We start from the raw sequence: 18,809 nt of genomic DNA, 5'->3' as shown, positions 1-18,809 counted from the left end.
GGCCGGGCCTTCGTTGGCCCGTTCGCAGGTTCGCGGGGAGGAAGAACCGGCACGGGGCCGGCTTGGTCGACAGGCTAGCAAGTGGCGGGCCAGCCCTGGGGCAGGCGCTGGCCCCCGGCCGGTGGGCAGACCGGGGCCGTGATGGGCCATGGTGGTGCAGGCCGGGCGCCTGCCCGGGGGGTCAGCCTTGGCGGTGCACCGCGCTGGTGCGTGCTGGGGCCGCCGGCGCGGGGTAGACCCGCGGCCCGGCGGCACGGCCCAGAAAATCGAAGTCCACCTCCGGGGCCAGGCCGCTGATCAGGCGTGCCAGGCTCTTGCCGGAGCCACAGGCGTGGGTCCAGCCCAGCGTGCCATGGCCGGTGTTGAGGAACAGGCCCGGCACGGCCGAGGCGCCGATCAGGGGCACGTTGCTGGGCGTGGCTGGACGCAGCCCGGTCCAGTAGCTGGCGCGGGAGAGGTCGCCCGCGCCGGGAAAGAGCTGCTCCACCCGGCGCACGATGGCGGCGCATCGCACCGGGTTGAGGTCGCGGGCATGGCCGTTGAGCTCGGCGGTGCCGGCAATGCGCAGCCGGTCCTCGCCAGGCTGGCCGTCCGGGCCGGCGGGCGTGGTGAAGCGCGAGAACACCAGCTTGTACTCGTCGTCGGTCAGCGAGGTCTGGTAGGCCGCCGTCGCATCGGCCACAGGCAGGGTGACCGAATAGCCCTTGGCCGGGTAGATGGGCAGGCGCAGCCCCAAGGGCTGGGCCAGCAGCGGGCTCCAGCTGCCCAGGGCCAGCACGGTGGCGTCGGCCCGCAGGCGCTGGTAGCGGCCTGTGGCGTCGGTCACCTCCACATGGTCCAGGGCACCGCCCACGGTGCGCAGCGCGGTGACTTGGTGGTTGAACAGAAAGCGCACACCGGCGGCTGCACAGGCCGATGCCAGGGCCCGGGTGAAGCGCTGGGCATCGCCCGATTCATCTTCGGAGGTGTAGGTGGCGCCGGTCAGCTGCGGCCGGGCGTGGGTCAGGGCAGGCTCGATGCGCACGGCCTCGTCGGCGCTGATGACGTGGCGCTCGCAGCCCAGCGCGCGCATCTGGGCGGCGGGGGCCTCGGCGGCGTTGAACTCCGAGAGGCTGGTGTAGAAGTGCAGGATGCCCTGGGTGCGTTGGTCGTACTGCAGGCCCAGCGCGGCGCGCAGGGCCTGCAGGGTGCTGCGGCTGTAGGTGCCCAGGCGCACGATCTGCTCGATGTTGTGCCGGGTGCGGCCGGGCGTGCATTCCCGCAGGAACTGCAGGCCCCAGCGCCACAGGGCCGGGTCGGCCCGCAGGCGGAACAGCAGCGGCGCGTCTTCCCGGCCCAGCCACTTGAGCACCTTCCAGGGGGCGCCCGGGTTGGCCCAGGGTTCGGCATGGCTGACCGAGATCTGGCCACCGTTGGCAAAGCTGGTTTCGGCGGCGGCAGCGGACTGGCGGTCCACCACGGTCACCTCATGGCCGAGCTGGCGCAGGAAATGGGCGGTGCTGACGCCGAGCAGGCCGGCGCCCAGGACGAGTACGTGCATGAGAGGCACTCCTGAGGAACTTGAAGGAACAAACGGCCGGTCCGTCCCCCGTCAGTGCCGGGGCGCTGTACAGGGTGGGAATCCGGTGCCGCTCCCTCTGTCCTTGGTGCCTGAGAGATTCGGCCTGCGCCCGGTGGGGCGGTGTGGGCCTTGCTCCTTCGGCGCCTCAGCCGGGTGGCTGAGGGCTCTCCAGTCGGCGGTGGTCGCAGGGCAGTACGGGACCTGAGCGTTCATGGGAGGTTGCGCCTTCGGTGTCCTGGCCCGGGGGCCAAGCGCTCTCCTGCTCCTGCGATTGGGGTGAATGTTAGCGTTGCGCGGAAGGCGGTGGGGGGGGCGGCGGTGGCTCGGGGGAGCGCAGGGAGAAGAATGTCTCAGCCAAGCGCAGCCAGAAGGCCGCGCCGGTGGCCAGGATGTCGTCATCGAAGTCATAGCCGGGGTGGTGCACCATGCAGCCACCGGGGGCGTCGCCGTTGCCAATGAAGGCGTAGCTGCCCGGCACCTGCTCCAGCATGAAGGCGAAATCCTCGCTGCCCGGCAAGGCGGCGGTCTGTTCGATCACCCGCTCTGGTCCCAGCAGCTCGCGGGCCACCGTGCGCGCCAGGGCGGTCGGTGCGGCGTGGTTGATGAGTACCGCATACCCGGGGCGCCAGTCCACCTCGGCGCGCACGCCAAAACTCTCGGCCTGGGCTCGGGCCACCGTCTGAAGGCGGGCATGCAGCTGGCTGCGCACCAGCGGGTCCAGGGCGCGCAGGCTCAGCTCCAGCCGTGCCTGGGCTGGAATGACGTTGTTGGCTTGGCCCGCGTGCAAGGCGCCCACGGTCACCACCGCCATCTGCATCGGGTCCACATTGCGCGAGACCAGGGTCTGCAACGCCATGACCAGGCTGGAGGCGGCCACCACCGGATCGGCCGCGCGGTGCGGCATGGCGCCGTGGCCGCCGGTGCCATGCAGGGTGATGGAGGCGTAGTCGCTGCTGGCCATGGTGGGGCCGTCGCGGAAGGCCAGGTGCCCTTTGGGCAGGCCGGGCATGTTGTGCAGCGCAAAGATGGCGTCGCACGGAAATCGGGTGAACAGGCCGTCGGCCATCATGCGCAGCGCACCGCCACCGCCTTCCTCCGCCGGCTGGAAGATCAGGTGCAGGGTGCCCCGCCACTGGGTCTGGCGCGACAGGGCCAGGGCCGCGGCCAGCAGCATGGCGGTGTGGCCGTCGTGGCCGCAGGCGTGCATCAGGCCCGGGCGCTGGCTGGTCCAAGGGCGGCCGCCTTCCTCGTCCACGGCCTCCTGAATGGGCAGGGCGTCCATGTCGGCGCGCAGGCCCAGGCGGGGGCCGCCGGCCGGGCCGCGCTGCAGGGTGCCCACCACGCCGGTGCCGCCCAGGCCAGTGGTCACCTTGTAGCCCCAGGCCGTCAAGTGCTCGGCCACCAGGGCGGCGGTGCGGTGCTCGTCAAAGGCCAGTTCAGGGTAGCGGTGGAGCTGACGGCGCAGGGCGATGAAGTCCTCCACCGCCACGCCCAGCGACTGCAGCACATCTTGCATGGCGGCGCCTTACTGGGCTTCCAGGCGGATGGACTTGGCGATGGCGCGAAAGCGTGCGGTCTGCGCCTCGTAGTGGCGCGACGCCTCGGCCAGGCTCAGCGGGCTGGCCACCATCATGCCCAGCTGCTCCAGCTGGCCGCGCACGCCGGCATCGCCCAGCACTTGGGTCAGGGCTGCGTGCAGGGCCTGCACCACGGGTTCGGGCGTGTCCTTGCGCACGAAGTAGCCTGTCCAGATGTTGAAGGCGAAGTCGTGCAGCGTCTTGCTGTCGTTGATGCTGGGGTAGGCCTTGAGCAGGGCCACCTCGGGCTTGCCCGCCGGGGCCAGGGTGCCCAGCACCTTCATGCGGCCCTGCTCGGCCAGGGCGATGGCGCCGGGGGTGACCACCACGATGGCAAAGTCCACCTGCTCGCCGGCGATGTCTTGCACCAGCGGGGCCACGCCCTTGTAGGGCACGTGGTTGAGCGTGGCACCCACGGTCTGGCCAAAGTGGGCGCCCAGCACGTGATAGAACGAACCCACGCCGACGCTGCCGTAGCTCAGCGGCTTGCCGTCGGCGGCGGCCTTGCGCGCCAAGGCAATCAGCTCATCCACATGGCCGGCAGCCAGGCCCTTGCGCGCCAGGATGGCGATGGGGGCCACGCCAATGAGCTGCACCGGCCGGAAGTCCTCGCTGCGCAGCTTGACCGCGGCGTTGGCCAGCGGCGCCAGGATCAGTTCATTGGGCGAGCCCTGGAAGACGTAGCCGCCATCGGCCGGGGCCGACAGCACCTTCTGCGCGGCCAGGGCACCGCTCACGCCGCCCAGGTTCTCCACGATCACCATCTGCCCGGCGGCCTTGGCCAGGGGCTTGTCCACCAGGCGGGCGATGGCGTCTGATGGGCCTCCGGCCGGGTAGGGCACCATCAGGTTGACCTGCTTGGGCAGCGAAGCCTGGGCACTGGCCATGCCGCCCAACAGGGCGAAGGGGGAGGCCAGAACGGTGCGGCGCGAGATGAGACTGGACATCGGCGGGCTCCTGCAAGGGACGGTGGGGTGGGGGCGATGCATGCCAATGTAGGCAGCCGCCGTCACAACGTCCAATGCATTCAGGAGTGAAGTTCAATGCGCTGTACGCATTGAACTGCCAAGCCTTGCCGCCAGGGGCGGGGCCGTTCAGCTGCCCCAGAGGTAGTCGTCTACCGTGGTGACGAAGTCCTTGCTGCCCGTGAGCGTCGCGATCAGCGTCAACTCGCTGGCGCTGACGGTGGCGTCATGGCCGTCCGAGGTGAAGAGCCACAGCACGGTGCTGTCTCCGTTGTTCGTCCCAAAGACGGCGGTCTGGCCTTCGGCGTAGTCGCTGCTGGCCTGGCCGATCATGGCGGCGGCGCTGGTGGCGGTCTGGGTCTTGAGCTCACCCACCTTGAAGCTGCCCGCCGTGGTGATCAGCACCAATTCAGCCTGGCTGTCAAAGCCGCCGGGGCCGGCCGCCTCGGTGGCGCCGTCAATCACCAGGTCGCCGTCTCCAATGCCAGCGCCCTGCAGCGAGATCTTGCGCACATGGTCGATGGCCCCCATGACCCAGTCGCCGCCGTCCAGCCCCAACACGTCTCGCCCGTGCCAGGCCGAAATCGTGTCGGCCCCGGCGCCCCCCAGCACGGTGTCGTTGCCGCCACCGCCCGACAGGTGCATGCCGGTGCTCACGGCGCGGGCGTCGATCAGGTCGCTGGCGTCGCTGCCGGTCAGGGAGGCCCAATACTCCAGGCCGGTGAGCTCCAGGTCCGGCGCGCCGATCAGGTCGTCAGGGTCGTCGCTCAGCACCAGCGTGCCTCCCAGGCCCGAGAGGTCCAGCCCGTCCCTGCCGTCTCCGCCGTCCAGCAGGGTGGGCGTGGGCGCCGAGACGTCGCTGTTGTCCAGCACCAGCAGGTCATCGCCGGCCCCGCCTCGGGCGGTGTCACCGCGGCGGATCACCAGGCTGTCGTCGCCGGCCCCGCCATCCAGCAGGTTGCCCCAGCCGGCGGCTTGGAAGGTGTCCACGCCCAGGATGTCGTCGCCGTCGCCACCCAGCAGGGTGCTGTGGTCCAAGTGGGCGGAGGAGAACATGAGGCGGCCGGCCTGGCTCGCATCCACGGTGACCCCTGTGAGCTGCTTGGAGGTGACCAGCTCAAAAGTTTCAAAGCCGGCGTATTGGAAGTCGATGCCCAAGGCGCTGGTGCTGTGCCAGCCGGCCGCAGAGCTGAGCACCAGGTCGGTCCCGTCCATCGGGGCCTGGGTGAGGTGGATCCAGTCGGCGCCAGCGCCGGCATCCACCGTGACGTCATGGTGAAAGCCGTTGAGCTCCAGGCGGTCGTTGCCCGCGGTCAGGCTCAGGCTGAGCGTCTCGATGCCTTTGTAAGCGATGTCGTTGAAGCGGCCGGCATGTTCGCCGGCGTTGTTCTGCAGTTCCACCGTGACCCGGGCGCGGGCGGCGTAGTCCACGTGCAGGCTGTCCTGGCCGGCTCCGCCCCGCACATAGTGCTGCTGGGCGCTGGTGGGTCCCATTGTGACGAGGAAGGTGTCATCGCCTTGTCCGCCCACCAGGGTGTTGCCTTGGGCACCGGCGGTGGCGTCCACCAGAAACACATCGGCGCCCTCGCCGCCGGACACCAGGGCCCGGGTGCCCATGATGTGCATCGTGTCCGCGCCCTGGCCGCCTTGCACCGTCTGCAAATCACCCTGAATCCAGGCCATGTCGTCACCCGCATGGAGCATCACCAGGTTTTGGCTGCCGCTGGCGCCCAGGGTCACCTCATCCTGACCGGCCGTGCCGTTCACCCTGGCGTGGTGGCCGGGCACGTCTATCACGCCGCCCTGGGGGGACGGCAGTGCGCTCAGGACGTCGTCCTGCAGGGCAGGGTCGGCATACAACGGGCCTTGAGGCGTGGGGCGGCGTGACATGGTGATCTCCCTTGGCGTTGGTGTTGAGTGGTGAGTGCAGGCACAGGGCTGGCAATTTGCCACTGCGCGGGAAGTTAGCCGGTGGGCTTTTAAGGTGCCAGTACCGTTTGTCCGGAATGCCCCTGCAGAATGAGGGGCCTGGGCGGCGCGCCCCCAGGTGGGCCTGCCACGCCGAGACTTGCCATGACCCTGGTGCAACTTCGTCATTTCATTGCCCTGGCCGAAACGGCTTCCTTTGTGCAGGCGGCCGACCAGGTGTGCCTGAGCCAACCGGCACTCAGCCGCAGCATCCGGGCGCTGGAAGACGAATTGGGCCGCCCCCTGTTCGACCGGCTGGGCCGCCGGGCTGAACTCACCCCGTTTGGCCACCAGGCCCTGGTGCGGGCGCGCCAACTGGTGGACGACGCCCAGGAACTGCACAGCCTGGCGGCTCCGGGCATGGCCGGGCGGCTGCGCCTGGGCCTGGGCTCCGGCCCCGGGGCCCTGTTGATGACCCCCTTGTTGCTGGACTTGGCTCGGGATCCGGCGGCCATGGCCACGCTGGAGATCAGCCGCGGCCCCACCGAACGCCTGGTGGACGCCCTGCGTGAACGCAGCCTGGATGCGTTGGTGGTGGACGCCCGCTCGCTCACCCCGGCCCCCGATTTGCGCAGCGCTTTTGTGCATGAGCTGCGCGGGGCCTTCATGGTGCGGCCGGGGCACCCCCTGCTGGCGGCGGCCCGCCAAGGACCTTTGCCGTTTTCGGCGCTGCAGGACTATCCGGTGGCCTCCACCCCGCTGTCCGAAGAGATCGCCCGGATGCTGGTCGAGCACTACGGGCCGCAGGCCCACCCTGAGCGCCTGGTGCGCTTGCGCTGTGAAGAGATCCCCAGCCTGGTGGCGGTGGCCAGCGCCAGCAATGCGGTGCTGCTGGCGGTGCGGGCCACGGCGCCCGCACTGATGGAGTTGCCGCTGGATCCGCCCATGACGGCCACGGCCCGGTTCGGCCTGGTGACGCTGGCCCGCCGCACCGAGCACCCGGCGCTGGACTGGCTCCGACAGCGCCTGCAGGAGTGCCTGGTGGAAATGCCTCCGGGCGGTGCCCCCGGCAGTGCGCCGGTGAGTTGATCCGCCTCATGTCTTCCGGGCGCGGACAAGAAACTTTGCACCAGCGTTGTAGGCCTCCAACGCACACGGTCTAGCCTGGCGTTTGTGCCCCGGCAGGCCTTGGTGGCCACCTGGGGTGCCGAACTGCGCCGGCCTGCGGCGCCCGTTTCAGGACCTGAGGACCGCCACCCATGACCCCCTGCGCCCTTGCTGCTGTTCCAGCGCCCACTGTCGCCCCACCTCGCCGCGCCGGCGTGCTGGCGGCAAGCCGACGTGGCTTGCGCGGCCTGTCTTGGGCCTGGGTCCTGGCGGGCGCCGCAATCGGCTTGGTGGCCTGCGGGGGTGGGGCTTCGCAAGACAGTGAAGACGGTTCCACCGCCGTGGCGGCGCCCACCCTCACCCGTCAGCCCGCCTCGGCCAGCGTGGTGGAGGGGGCGGCAGTGACCTTCAGCGTCGGCGCCACGGGCGACGGCACCCTGAGCTACCAATGGCGTAAAGACGGCACCAGCCTGAGCGGGGCCACCAGCGCCAGCCTGAGCCTGTCCGCGGTGACGGCCGCCGATGCGGGCGCCTACGACGTGGTGGTCAGCAACAGCGGTGGCTCCACCACCAGCGCGGAGGCCACGCTGAGCGTGAGCAGCGCCGACGGCTCGCCGGTGATCAGCCGCCAGCCCACGGCCCAAACGGTGAGCGTGGGCGCTGCGGTCAGCTTCAGCGTCAGCGCCACGGGCAGCGGCACCCTGGCCTACCAGTGGCGCAAGGATGGCGCCACGCTCAGCGGCGCCACGGCGGCCACCCACACCCTGGCGGCCGTGACCACGGACGATGCCGGCCAATATGACGTGGTGGTGAGCACTGGCGTGGGCAGCGTCACCAGCAGCGCGGCCACGCTCACGGTGTCCAGCACCTCGGCGGTGGCCACCCACGCCGCAGCCGTGCACAGCGCCATGGAGACCTTCCTCGGCACCCTCAGCACCAGTCAGCAGGGCACGGCGCAGCTGGGTTGGGCGCTGGACAGCGCGCGCCGCTGGTCCAACCTGCCCGCCAGCATGGTGGCGCGCAACGGGGTGAAGTGGGGAGACCTGTCCACCGTCCAGAAGACCGCGGCCCGCAGCCTCATCACCACCGCCCTGGGAGACACCGGCAACGCCCTGCACCTGGGCATGCAGGCCGCCGATGAGGCTTTGGTCAGCACCTACGGCGCCAGCAGCGGCACTTATGGCGCCGGGCACTCTTACATCGCCGCCCTGGGCACGCCCAGCGCGTCAGACTTCTGGCTGCTGCAGCTGACCGGCCACCACTTCACCGCCAACCTGGCCATGGGCGGCGCCTATGCCTCGCCCACCCCGCTGTTCCTGGGCGTGGAGCCCAAGGGCAGTTTCACCCTCAGCGGCACCACCTGGGACCCGATGCAGGCCCAGCGCAGCGCCTTTGCCAACTTGGGCGCTGCGCTCACCGCCTATGCCGGCGCCCGGTTCAGCAAGACCTATGGCGATGTGCTGTTCGGTGCCAATGGCAGCGGCAGCATCGACGGCAGCTGCCCACGCAGTTATGCCAGCGTGACCGACCTGGGCCTGGCCTACAGCAGCCTCTCCAGCACCGACCAAGCCCTGGTGCAGACGGCCATCCGAAGTTATGTGAACACCCAGGCCAGTGCCGTGGCCGCCGAGCTGCTGTCGGCCTACCTGAGCGACAGCGCCTTGGCCAGCACCTCTGTGGGCTATGCCGGCACCGGCACCGTCACGGCCAAGGGCAACTACTTCCGCATCGCCGGGCCGCGGGTGTGGATCGAGTTCTCGGTGCAAAGCGGGGTGATCGTGTCCAGCGACATCCACTTCCACACCATCTGGCGCGACAAGCTGGCCGACTACGGCGGGAAGTGCGTGTCATGAGCGGCCCGCCAGGCGGCCGCGCCGGACGGGCCCGGGCGTGGCGGCAAGGGTTGCCGTGGCTGGCCCGCTTATGCGGGGTGCTGCCCCTGGCCCTGGCCCTGCTGCTGGGGCTGCCCCGGTCCGGGCAGGCCCATCCCATGCCGCTCAGCCAGGCCTGGGTGGACACCCTGCCCCAAGGCCTGCGCCTGAGCCTGCGGCTGCCGCTGGAGCCCCTGGCCCAGGCGGCGGGCCTGGCGCCCGCATCCCTGACCACCTTGCCCGCCGGGGCGGCGCTGCCCACCGCCTCAGCCCGTGCCCTCTCGGCGTACCTGCTGGCCCATGTGGGGGCCCGCAGCGACGGCCTGGGCTGGCAGGTGGCGCCGCCCACGCTGCGGCTGGTGGACGGGAACAAGGGTACTGCCGGGATCGGCTGGACGCACGGGGACGGCGGAGAAGACGGGGAGGGCAGCGCCCACCTGCAGGCCACCGCCACCGCCCTGTGGGCCGAGCTGCTGCTCACCGCCCCGCCGGGGGCCGATCCGCGCCGGCCCACCCTGCTGCTGGACGTGGTGGTGCACCAGGTGGCCAACCACCGCCTGCAGGTGCTGCTGCGTCAGGACTGGGCGGGCGGCCGGGCGGCCCAGCCGCCCCGCCCGCTGGGCGTCCTCGACCTGCAGCAGACCCGGCTGCCGCTGGTCCTGGACGACATGGCCGGGCCCTGGGCGGCCGTGGGCGCCCTGGTGCGCGACGGCATGCGCCACCTGGCTGAAGGGGCTGACCATCTGCTGTTCATCGCCTTGCTGGCGCTGGCCGCCCCGTGGCGTGCCGGCCCTGCCCCAGGGGGAGCGGCCTTGCACGGCCCCGGGGCCACCCTGCGGCGGGTGCTGGCCCTGGCCACGGCCTTCACCGCGGGCCACTCGCTTTCCCTGGCCGCCGGCAGCCTGGGCGGTCTGCAGGTGCCCAGCGGCCCGGTGGAGCTGGGCGTGGCCCTGACCCTGCTGGCCGCCGCGGCCCATGCCTGGCAGCCCCGTCTGCTCCGGGGCGAGGCGCTGCTGACCGGCCTGCTGGGCCTGGTGCACGGCCTGGCCTTCTCCGCCAGCCTGTTGGGCGCGGGCCTGAGCCTGGGCCAGCAGGCCCTGGCACTGGGCGCGTTCAACCTGGGCATCGAGCTGGCCCAGGTACTGGTGCTGGCGGCGCTGCTGCCGCCCCTGCTCTGGCTGTGCCGCCACCCCCGGGCCTATCAACGGGTACGCCGCGGCGGGGCCGCCTTGGGCGGCCTGATGGCCCTGGCCTGGGCCCTGCAGCGCGGCGCGGGTGCGCTGGGCTGACCGGGGCACCCGGGCTCAGGCGTCGGGCTTGTCCAGGTCCAGCTCGACCATCGCTTCAATCGACACCTCCCGCTGCTGGACCGCGATGTCGGCCCGGAAGACGGTGAAGCCCGACTGGGCCACCGCTACATTGCCCGTCATCCGGGCCATGACCCGCATGCGCCGCACGGTCTTGTCCCGGCACACAAAGATCGCCTGGCTGATCAGCGGCCAGTTCGACGTGGCGATGTCGGTGAACTCGCGCAGCGGGTAGCCCTGGAAGAAGGCGCCGCTGTCGTAGAGGTCGTCATGGCTGTTGTAGGCATGGCCATCACGTAGCGTGCCCAGTTCGTACCGGTGGAACATGCGCTGCTGGTCATGCAGGTCCGTCACCTTCAGGCCCGGCAACTGGGCCGAGATCGTCTGCCCGATGTTGAATCCCACACCGCCATTGACGGTGGGGCTGGTGCCAAACGTGCCGGCACTCAGGTCGAAGTTCCAGTTGGTGGAGCTGGTGAGCTCGCTGCTGACGATGGTGGTGCCGGGCGAACACTGGCGCAGCTCGAATTTGGGGTTGGGGCCCTGGCCCACCGGGTCGTTCATGTCCTCCATCCAGACCTCCATCGTCACCCACTCCAGGAAGGGGCCACGGACCCGGATGAAGTAGTTCTCGGTGAGGCCGCCCAGCTCCTTGTAGTAGGCCCGGCCCCCGCGGGTGGCGCTGAGGCTGCTGTTCTGCAGGGACACCGCGAACACATTGCCCTCCTTGAAGTTGTCGTAGGCATGGGCATCCACCGTGACCTGCAGTGCGCCGTGCGGCAGGTAGTCCGAGACCGGATCGGGAGGGGAGTAGGTCACGTCGGGACGGTTGACGCAGCTGACGCGGGAGAACTGCTCATCCCATTGGGCAGCCTTCCAGGCGTTGGCGGTGAGGTGTTTGGGAATGTCGGCCATGGTGTGATTTCGGGTTCGCCAGGGTGGAGGAAACGAAGGGTGCAGGGCAAGGCAGGGTGGGGTGGGGTGGAACTCAGGGCTGCCAGACCACATAGCCGCGGATCCAGGCGTCCAGGATGCGCCCCAGGGGCTCACGGGTCAGAAAGTCCCGCGTCTGGGCAGACTCCTGCAGGCTGAGGTCGGGGCCCTCGAACGCCTGGAAGCCGCCGGGGGGCTGCAGGCGGCCCTGGGCGGCCAATTGCTGGGTGTAGTCCAGCAGGGTGTCCTGCAGGCCGAAATCCTGATGCAGCTCCGCGGCCCAGCTGGACAGGTCGACAAGCGCGTCCAGCGCGTCCCCCAGGATCTCGGGGCTCTGGTAGCCGGCGGCAAACAGCCGGTCCAGGCTGTCGGTGGTTTGCTGCGCACTGCCCCGCGGCGGCGGGATGTCAGACAGCGGCACGGCCAAGGGATCGCCTTGGCCCAGAAAGGCCTGCACCCGGCTCATGCGGCTGTCAAAGTCCGGGGCGCCTGCCCAGTCCTGGCCGGTGGCAAAGACTCCGGCTTGCAAGTTGTCGTCGGTGGCGATCCAGCTCATGCGCTCCAGGTTGAGCTCATGGAAGGACGCGTCCGGGGCAAACGGGTCAAAGCTCTGGCAGCGGTCGGCCAGGGTCCTGGGGGCGAGCTGGTGGACGCAGTGGTAGTGCTCTTCCAGCAGTTCGGGGTCGATCTCGGCAGGCATGCGCGTCTCCGGGTTGGGGCGGTGAGCGCATCGTGTCCGGGCTGCGTTGACACAGCGTTGAGGGGCGGTGGGGCTCGGCTCTCCATCTTTCCTCCACACTCAGGGTTAACCATGACGACACCTTGACCAAGACCTTCAAAGGAATCGCCATGAACCTCCGCCCTACCGCTCACACCCTGGCCACCTTGGCCGCCGCGCTGCTGCTGGCCACTGGCGCCCAAGCCGCCCCCACCGATGCCGAACTGGCTGCCGCCGTCAGGGCGCGTGTGCTGCAGGAGACCCTGTTCCAGGATCCCGCGGTGGAACTCCGGGTCGCCGCCCAGGGGGGGGTGGTGCAGCTCTCGGGCTGGGTCCGGTATGCCGATGACGACCTGCGCGCACGTCAGCTGGCGGCCCAGGTGCCCGGTGTGCAGTCGGTGAGCAGCCAGTTCCGCAGCTGGTCCAGCAGCGCCCGCTGAGCGGATGCGCCCGCCGCGGCGCCCTGAACGGGGCGCCGCGCTGGCTGCCGCCGGCTCAGACCGGCGGTTCGTACTTGTAGCCCACGCCGTAGATGGACCGGATCAGGTCTTGGCCCGGCCAGTGGGCGTCCAGCTTGCGCCGCAGGTTCTTGATGTGGCTGTCGACCGTGCGGTCGCTCAGGGCCCGCTGGTCGTCGTGCAGGCGGTCCAGCAGCTGATCGCGCGAGAACACCCGGCCCGGCTGCTCCACCAGTGCCGCCAGCAGGCGGAACTCGGCCGGCGTCAGGTCCAGCGCCTGGCCGGCGGCGCGTGCGCTGTGCGCCGCCAGGTCCAGCACCACACCCGCCGCGGCCGGTGGCGGGCCGCCGGTCACGCCAGGCGCCTGCGGGGGGGCGCCGTCCGGGGCGTCCCAGCCGGCCGGCGGCGCGCGGCGCAGGATGGTCTTGACCCGGGCCACCAGCTCACGCGGGCTGAAGGGCTTGCACAGGTAGTCGTCCGCGCCGACCTCCAGGCCCAGCAGCCGGTCCACCTCCTCCACCCGGGCGGTCACCATGATGATGGGCAGCCGGTTCAGCGGCGGGGGGGCGGCGCGCACCGCCCGGCACAGGGCCACGCCGTCCAGGCCCGGCAGCATCAGGTCCAGCACCATCAGGGCCGGCGGCGTGGATCCGGGGGCGGTGAGCTGACCCAGGGCTTGGGCGCCGTCGTCCACGGTGCGGGGGGCGTAGCCGGCAGCGCGCAGGTAGTCGGCCTGCAGCTGGGCCAGGCGGGGCTCGTCTTCGACGATCAGGATGGGCAAGGCGGCTTCGGTCAAGCAGGGGTCTCCGTCAGCGGCAGGCGGACCTGGATCCACACCCCGCCCAGCGGGCTGGGCCGGGCTTCGATGTGGCCGCCGTGGGCGGTGACGATCTGCCGGCAGATGGCCAGGCCCAGGCCACTGCCGCCAGTGCGTCGCCCGCGTGAGGCCTCGACCCGGAAAAAGCGCTCGAACAGCCGAGGCAGCAGCTCAGGCGCCACGCCCGGGGCGCTGTCCTGCAGGTCGATCACTGCATGGCGATCCTCGGTCTGCAGGCTCAGGCGCAGGAGGCCGCCGGCGTCGGTGTAGCGCACGGCGTTGTCGAGCAGGTTGTGCAGCAGCTGGCCCAGGCGCTCGGCGTCGGCCTCCACGGTCAGCGCGGCGCCGGCCTGCACCTGCAGCGTCAGCCCGCGCTCGGCCGCCCGGGCCTGGAAGGCCTCGCCCTCGCGGTCCAGCAGGGCCGCCAAGTCCAGCGGCGCCTTGCGGTAACGCAGGGCGCCGACATCGGCCAGCGCCAACTCATGCAGGTCGCCCACCAACTGGCCCAGGGTGTGCACCTCGCCATGCAGCAGCGCCAGGGCCTGGGGCGTCACCGGATGGATGCCATCCTGCAGCGCCTCGATCTCGCCGCGCAGCACCGCCAGCGGCGTGCGCAGCTCGTGCGAGATGTCGGCCATGTACTCCCGGCGCATCTGCTCGTTGCGTTGTAGCGTCAGCGCCAGCTGGTTGAAATCGCGGGCCAGTTGGGCCACCTCATCCTGTCCGCCACGCTCAGGCACCCGGGTGTCGTGGTGGCCCGCGGCCAGGCGGTGGGTGGCCCGTGCCACCTCTCGCACCGGGGCCAGCAGGGCTCGGGCCACCCACCAGGCCACCAGCGTGGCCAGCACCAGGGCCAGGCCGCCAATGGCCAGGGTGGCGCGCTCCTGACTCTGGCCAAAGCGCACCGCCGCCGCGTCGGTCACGGCCTCCACCGGGGCCAGGGTGATCCAGCCCACGGTGCGGCCCTCCAGGACGATCTCGCGGTACTCGGTGCCATCAAAAAGCTGCGGAAAGCCGATGACAAACTGCCGCTGCTCATCGAGCAGGCTCAGACGCCGGCCGGCGCCCAGCAGGTCGGAGGCCATGCGCTCGGGGTCTCCCCAGGGGTCGTCGCTGCCATCGGCCTGCAGCGGGCGGGTCATGCGGAACCAGGCACCGGGCCGGCCTTTGATGAAATTCCAGCTGCCATGCTCGCGGTACTCCTGCACCAGGCGCGGGATGGCGCCCTCCATCTGCGTCACGGCCTGGGCATTCAGAAATCCCAGGAAGCCGCGGCTGAAGCTCCAGAACGAGGCGGCCCCCATCAGCACGGTGGCCAGGGTGGCGGTGGCCAGCACGGCCAGAAACAGGCGGACGGTGAGGCCGGGGCGGTAGGACATGCGCAAGGGCAGGGGGGCGGGGCAGGGCGGTGGCAGGCGGGCGTTCAGGCCGGATTGGCGCACCTCCGCGCCGCGCTGGCAAGCCGCAGCACCCGCGCGGGGGACGGGGCGGGTTCTTCAAACTTCCTCCACATTCCCCGCTCACCATCAGGGTCATGGCGGCGGCCCCGGCCCCGTCCCCCCTTTCGCCGGCATTGCGCCGGCTTGTTGAGGCGCCCGCGGTGCTGCGGGCGTAGCGCCATGACCCGCATCCAACGCACATTCCTCCTCAGCCTGGCCGTGCTGGCCGGTCTGTGGACACTGGCCGATCCCACCTGGCCACAGCCTTTCAAGTACTTCAGCTTCCGCGCCTGGGCCATGCAGGGCACCGGCGTGTTGGCCATCGGGGCCATGAGCCTGATCATGGTGCTGGCCGTGCGCCCTGTCTGGCTGGAGCCCCCGCTGCAGGGGCTGGACAAGATGTACCGCCTGCACAAGTGGCTGGGCATCACCGCGCTGGTCACCGCCGTGGTGCACTGGTGGCTGGGGCAGGGCACCAAGTGGATGGTGGGCTGGGGCTGGCTGGTGCGACCGCAGCGCGGCCCGCGCCCGGCCGCGGCCGATCAGCCGCTGCTGGAGGCCTGGTTGGGCAGCCAGCGCGGCCTGGCCGAGACGGTGGGCGAATGGGCCTTCTACCTGGCGGCCGTGCTGATGGTGCTGGCCCTGGTCAAGCGCTTTCCATACCGCTGGTTTGCCAAGACCCACACCGTGCTGGCGGCCGGCTACCTGGCGCTGGTGTTCCATTCGGTGGTGTTGCTCAAGTGGACCTACTGGACCCAGCCTGTGGGCTTGCTGATGGCCGTCCTGATGGTGGCCGGCAGCGTGGCGGCAGTGCTGGTGCTGGGCCGCCGCATCGGCGCGCGCCGCAAGGTCTCGGCGGTGGTGACCGCCACCGAGCGCTTTGACGCGGTGCAGAGCCTGGAATTCCGGGTGCGGGTGGATGCCGGCTGGCCGGGCCACCGCGCGGGCCAGTTCGCCTTTGTCACCACCGACGCCGCCGAGGGCGCCCACCCCTTCACCATGGCCAGCGCCTGGAACCCCGAGACCCGGGAGCTGCGCTTCATCGCCAAGGCCCTGGGCGACCACACCGCCGCGCTGCCCCGGCAGTTGCAGGCCGGACAGACCGTGACCGTGGAGGGCCCCTACGGCTGCTTTGACTTTGACGACGGCGCCCCGCGCCAGATCTGGGTGGGCGCGGGCATCGGCATCACGCCCTTCATCGCCCGGCTGGAACACCTGGCCGCCAGCGGCAGCGCCCGTGGCCAGCAGATTGACCTGTTCCACCCCACTGCGCAGGAAGAACCCCTGGCGCTGCTCCGTCTGAAGGCCGCCGCCCGCGCCGCCGGCGTGCGCCTGCACCTGATGGTGGACCGCCGGGACGGCCTGCTGGATGGTGAGCACCTGCGCCGCACCGTGCCCGATTGGGCCCAGGCCAGCCTGTGGTTCTGCGGCCCCGCCGCCTTCGGCCGCGCCCTGAAGGCCGACCTGTCCGCCCACGGCCTGCGCGCCAGCGCCTTCCATCAGGAGCTGTTCGAGATGCGGTGAGGCGGCCGCCAGAATGCCGCGCCATGGCCCCAGTTTCTGCTGTGCTTGTCCTGACCGGCGTCGTGCTCACCCCAGGGGTGTGGTGGTGGTGGCGCCGCCGACAGACCCGACGACGTGAGGACTTCATCCGCCACGCCCCCTGGCCCTCCGGGTTGCTCGACGGTTTGCGCCAACGCCACCCGCAGCTCAGCCCCCGGGACTGCGAGCTGGTGGGCCAGGGCCTGCGGCAGTTCTTTCTGGCCCACCTGCAAAGTGGGCGCGGCGTGCTGTCCATGCCCAGCCAGGTGGTTGACGACCTCTGGCACGCCTACATCCTGCACACGCGGGCGTATGCCCGGTACTGCCAGCAGGCCTTTGGCGGCTTTCTGCACCACACGCCGGCCCTGGCCATGGGGGGCCATCGCCGGCGCGATGCCGGCTTGCGCCGCTGCTGGCACTGGGTCTGCCGGCAGGAGCAGATCGATCCCCGCCAGCCCAGCCGTCTGCCCCTGCTGTTTCACCTGGATGCCAAGTTCGCCGTGGCCGGCGGTTTCCTCTACGTGGCCGACTGCCAGGGCCCGCGGCCCCAGGGCGCCGTGGAGGGCTCGCCCTATTGCGGCGCCGAGCTGGCGGGGCCGGAACATCGCGACGGTGGCGGCGGGGGCAGCGGCTGCTCCAGCTCCAGCGAAGGGGACTGTCCTGGCGCGGACCCGGCCGGGGCCGGGGACGGTGGTGGGGACGGCGGCAGCGGCTGTGGCGGCGGCGACTGAAAGCCTCAGCGCCGAGCCCGGCTGCGACCTCAAAGCAGCACGCCGCCCGAGGCCTCCACCCGTTGGCCGTTGATCCAGCCAGCCCCGGGGGCCAGCAAGGCGGCCACCGCGCCGCCAATGTCAGCCGGCAGCCCCACGCGGCCCAGGGCCGTCTGGCTGGCGATCATGGCGTTGAGCTGCGGGTTGTCGCGCACCGCACCGCCGCCAAAGTCGGTCTCAATGGCACCAGGTGCCAGCGTGTTGACCACGATGCCCCGGCCGCCCAGTTCCTGGGCCCAGTAGCGGGTCAGCACCTCCATCCCGCCCTTCATGGCCGCGTAGGCGCCATAGCCCGGCAGGCTGAAGCGCGCCAGCCCGCTGCTCACGTTCAGGATGCGGCCGCCATCGGCCAGCAGGGGCAGCAGCGCCTGGGTCAGGAAGAAGGGCCCACGCAGGTGCACGCCCATCAGCGCGTCAAATTGCTCGGGTGTGGTTTGCGCCAGCGGGGCATGCACCCCGAAGCCAGCGTTGTTCACCAGGGCGTCAAAGCGCTCACGCTGCCAGTGCCGGGCCAGCGCCGCCCGCAAGGCCTGCACAAAGGTGGCATGGCCGACCACATCGGCCACCTCCAGCCGCAGGGCGACGGCACGCCGGCCCTGCGCCTGCACGGCGGCCACCACGGCCGCGGCTTCATCTTCACGGTCGCGGTAGGTGAGGATCAGGTCATGGCCTTGCGCGGCCAGGTGCTCGGCCATTGCACGGCCCAGGCCGCGGCTGCCGCCGGTGATGAGGGTGAGGGAAGCAGGGGAGGGGGAAGCGGTCATGGGGTCCACCGGGGTCTGGGCCTGCCGTGGCGGTTGCCAGGGCGGGCCGGGGTTGCGCGGGCGTGCCCACCGTGGGCAACGTCTGGGGATGGACTGTATTGATCGAATCAGCGCTGATAAATAAGCCAATTCCGCACATACTGTCCGGCATGAACGAACAATCCGAGCTGCGCCCCGAGCACCTGCGGGCCCTGGTGCGGGTGGTGGAGCTGGGCAGCTTCACCCAAGCCGCCGCCGCCCTGGGCTGGCCCAAGACCCGGGTGAGCGAGGCCGTGCGGCACCTGGAAGCCCGCCTGGGCACTCGGCTGCTGCACCGCACCACCCGCCGCGTGCAGCCTACGCCGGACGGCCAAGCCTTCTACGCCCAGGCCCGTGACCTGCTGGACGAATGGGACGCCATGAGCACCCAGTTCCAGCCACTGGATGGCGGGCTGACCGGCCGCCTCAAGGTGGACATGCCGCTCATCACCGCCCGGCGCTTGGTGATCCCGCGCCTGCCGGAGTTTCTGGCCGCCCACCCTGGCTTGGAACTGCAACTCGACAGCACCGACCGCCGGGTGGACCTGGTGCGCGAGGGCTATGACTGCGTGCTGCGCATCGGCGCCCTGGGCGACTCCAGCCTGGTGGCCCGGCCCCTGGGCCTGTACCCCGTGGCCACCGTGGCCAGCCCGGCTTACCTGGCGCGCCACGGCACGCCCACCCACCCGGGTGAACTGGCCGACCACCGCCTGGTGCACTACGCCACCGTCCCCGGCATGCCCAGCACCCTGGAATGGACCGACCCCGACACCGGCGCCCCCGGCCACACCGACCTGCCCGGCACCCTCACCGTCAACAACGCCGAGGCCTACCAGGCGGCGGTGCGCGCCGGCCTGGGCCTGGCTCAGCTGCCCCTGGCCGGCGTGCGCAGCGCCCTGCAAGACGGCGAACTGGTGGAGGTGATGCCGCGCTGGCGCCCGCCGCCCATGCCGGTGCACCTGCTCTACCCCCACCGGCGCCACCTGCCCCGGCGGGTGCAGGTGTTCATGCGCTGGCTGGAGGAGGTGCTGGGGCCGACGCTGGTGCGCTGAGC

Annotated in this window: 16 protein-coding genes and 2 riboswitches; of the genes, 7 read left to right on the top strand and 9 right to left on the bottom strand. The window is 71.1% G+C overall.

The window, feature by feature from the left end; translation table 11 throughout:
- Positions 1-181 precede the first annotated feature (181 nt).
- The 4 genes from G3A44_RS04215 to G3A44_RS04200 form a co-directional block, all read right to left on the bottom strand.
- Positions 182-1,549, bottom strand: a complete 1,368-nt coding sequence (locus G3A44_RS04215) for a D-amino acid dehydrogenase (RefSeq protein ID WP_310734316.1) — start codon at positions 1,547-1,549, stop codon at positions 182-184.
- 88 nt (positions 1,550-1,637) lie between these two features.
- A riboswitch (glycine riboswitch) is annotated at positions 1,638-1,733 on the bottom strand.
- A gap of 8 nt (positions 1,734-1,741) precedes the next feature.
- A riboswitch (glycine riboswitch) is annotated at positions 1,742-1,833 on the bottom strand.
- Positions 1,834-1,844: 11 nt separating this feature from the next.
- Positions 1,845-3,077: a M20 aminoacylase family protein gene (locus tag G3A44_RS04210; protein WP_163456249.1), complete on the bottom strand. Its 1,233-nt coding sequence runs from the start codon at positions 3,075-3,077 to the stop codon at positions 1,845-1,847.
- Between the two features lie 9 nt (positions 3,078-3,086).
- A complete protein-coding gene (locus tag G3A44_RS04205; protein ID WP_163456248.1) occupies positions 3,087-4,085 on the bottom strand; it encodes a tripartite tricarboxylate transporter substrate binding protein in 999 nt (332 codons plus the stop codon).
- Positions 4,086-4,232: 147 nt separating this feature from the next.
- Positions 4,233-5,993: a hypothetical protein gene (locus G3A44_RS04200; protein ID WP_163456247.1), complete on the bottom strand. Its 1,761-nt coding sequence runs from the start codon at positions 5,991-5,993 to the stop codon at positions 4,233-4,235.
- A gap of 183 nt (positions 5,994-6,176) precedes the next feature.
- Here G3A44_RS04200 and G3A44_RS04195 point away from each other — a divergent pair, with 183 nt between their 5' ends.
- The 3 genes from G3A44_RS04195 to G3A44_RS04185 all read left to right on the top strand — a co-directional run bounded on the left by G3A44_RS04195 (position 6,177) and on the right by G3A44_RS04185 (position 10,278).
- Entirely contained in the window at positions 6,177-7,100 is a 924-nt protein-coding gene (locus tag G3A44_RS04195) for a LysR family transcriptional regulator (RefSeq protein ID WP_163456246.1), read from the top strand.
- A gap of 359 nt (positions 7,101-7,459) precedes the next feature.
- A complete protein-coding gene (locus G3A44_RS04190; RefSeq protein WP_203561288.1) occupies positions 7,460-8,971 on the top strand; it encodes a DUF3500 domain-containing protein in 1,512 nt (503 codons plus the stop codon).
- Positions 8,968-10,278, top strand: a complete 1,311-nt coding sequence (locus tag G3A44_RS04185) for a HupE/UreJ family protein (protein WP_163456245.1) — start codon at positions 8,968-8,970, stop codon at positions 10,276-10,278. Before G3A44_RS04190 ends, G3A44_RS04185 begins: the two co-directional genes overlap by 4 nt.
- A 15-nt stretch (positions 10,279-10,293) precedes the next feature.
- Here G3A44_RS04185 and G3A44_RS04180 read toward each other — a convergent pair whose 3' ends face one another.
- Positions 10,294-11,211 (bottom strand): hypothetical protein, encoded by a 918-nt coding sequence (locus G3A44_RS04180; RefSeq protein WP_163456244.1) that lies wholly within the window; start codon positions 11,209-11,211, stop codon positions 10,294-10,296.
- Positions 11,212-11,284: 73 nt separating this feature from the next.
- Positions 11,285-11,929 carry a hypothetical protein gene (locus G3A44_RS04175; RefSeq protein WP_163456243.1) on the bottom strand — a complete coding sequence of 215 codons (645 nt, stop codon included), beginning with the start codon at positions 11,927-11,929 and terminating at the stop codon, positions 11,285-11,287.
- 149 nt (positions 11,930-12,078) lie between these two features.
- Between G3A44_RS04175 and G3A44_RS04170 the strand changes: the two genes are divergently transcribed.
- The gene (locus G3A44_RS04170; RefSeq protein WP_163456242.1) at positions 12,079-12,387 is read left to right on the top strand and encodes a BON domain-containing protein; all 309 of its coding nucleotides are present in this window, start codon (positions 12,079-12,081) and stop codon (positions 12,385-12,387) included.
- A 55-nt stretch (positions 12,388-12,442) separates the two neighbouring features.
- Here G3A44_RS04170 and G3A44_RS04165 read toward each other — a convergent pair whose 3' ends face one another.
- On the bottom strand, positions 12,443-13,201 hold the full coding sequence (locus tag G3A44_RS04165; RefSeq protein ID WP_163456241.1) for a winged helix-turn-helix domain-containing protein: 759 nt from the start codon (positions 13,199-13,201) through the stop codon (positions 12,443-12,445).
- Positions 13,198-14,601 carry an ATP-binding protein gene (locus G3A44_RS04160; protein WP_163456240.1) on the bottom strand — a complete coding sequence of 468 codons (1,404 nt, stop codon included), beginning with the start codon at positions 14,599-14,601 and terminating at the stop codon, positions 13,198-13,200. Before G3A44_RS04160 ends, G3A44_RS04165 begins: the two co-directional genes overlap by 4 nt.
- A 240-nt stretch (positions 14,602-14,841) precedes the next feature.
- Here G3A44_RS04160 and G3A44_RS04155 point away from each other — a divergent pair, with 240 nt between their 5' ends.
- Together G3A44_RS04155 and G3A44_RS24035 are read left to right on the top strand one after the other, a co-directional pair.
- Entirely contained in the window at positions 14,842-16,185 is a 1,344-nt protein-coding gene (locus tag G3A44_RS04155) for a ferredoxin reductase family protein (RefSeq protein ID WP_163456239.1), read from the top strand.
- Between the two features lie 23 nt (positions 16,186-16,208).
- Complete coding sequence (locus G3A44_RS24035; RefSeq protein WP_203561287.1) at positions 16,209-16,934, top strand: glycine-rich domain-containing protein; 726 nt, start codon at positions 16,209-16,211, stop codon at positions 16,932-16,934.
- A gap of 29 nt (positions 16,935-16,963) precedes the next feature.
- On the opposite strand, the gene G3A44_RS04145 is transcribed toward G3A44_RS24035, so the two are convergent.
- On the bottom strand, positions 16,964-17,737 hold the full coding sequence (locus G3A44_RS04145) for an SDR family NAD(P)-dependent oxidoreductase (protein WP_163456238.1): 774 nt from the start codon (positions 17,735-17,737) through the stop codon (positions 16,964-16,966).
- A 149-nt stretch (positions 17,738-17,886) separates the two neighbouring features.
- Here G3A44_RS04145 and G3A44_RS04140 point away from each other — a divergent pair, with 149 nt between their 5' ends.
- The gene (locus G3A44_RS04140) at positions 17,887-18,807 is read left to right on the top strand and encodes a LysR family transcriptional regulator (RefSeq protein WP_163456237.1); all 921 of its coding nucleotides are present in this window, start codon (positions 17,887-17,889) and stop codon (positions 18,805-18,807) included.
- Positions 18,808-18,809 lie beyond the last annotated feature (2 nt).

Origin of the sequence: Ideonella livida, from assembly GCF_010499455.1 — a bacterium.
GTDB lineage: Bacteria > Pseudomonadota > Gammaproteobacteria > Burkholderiales > Burkholderiaceae_C > Ideonella > Ideonella livida.
Note: the sequence above shows the minus strand (reverse complement) of the source record. Positions and strands in the feature narration are given on the sequence as shown.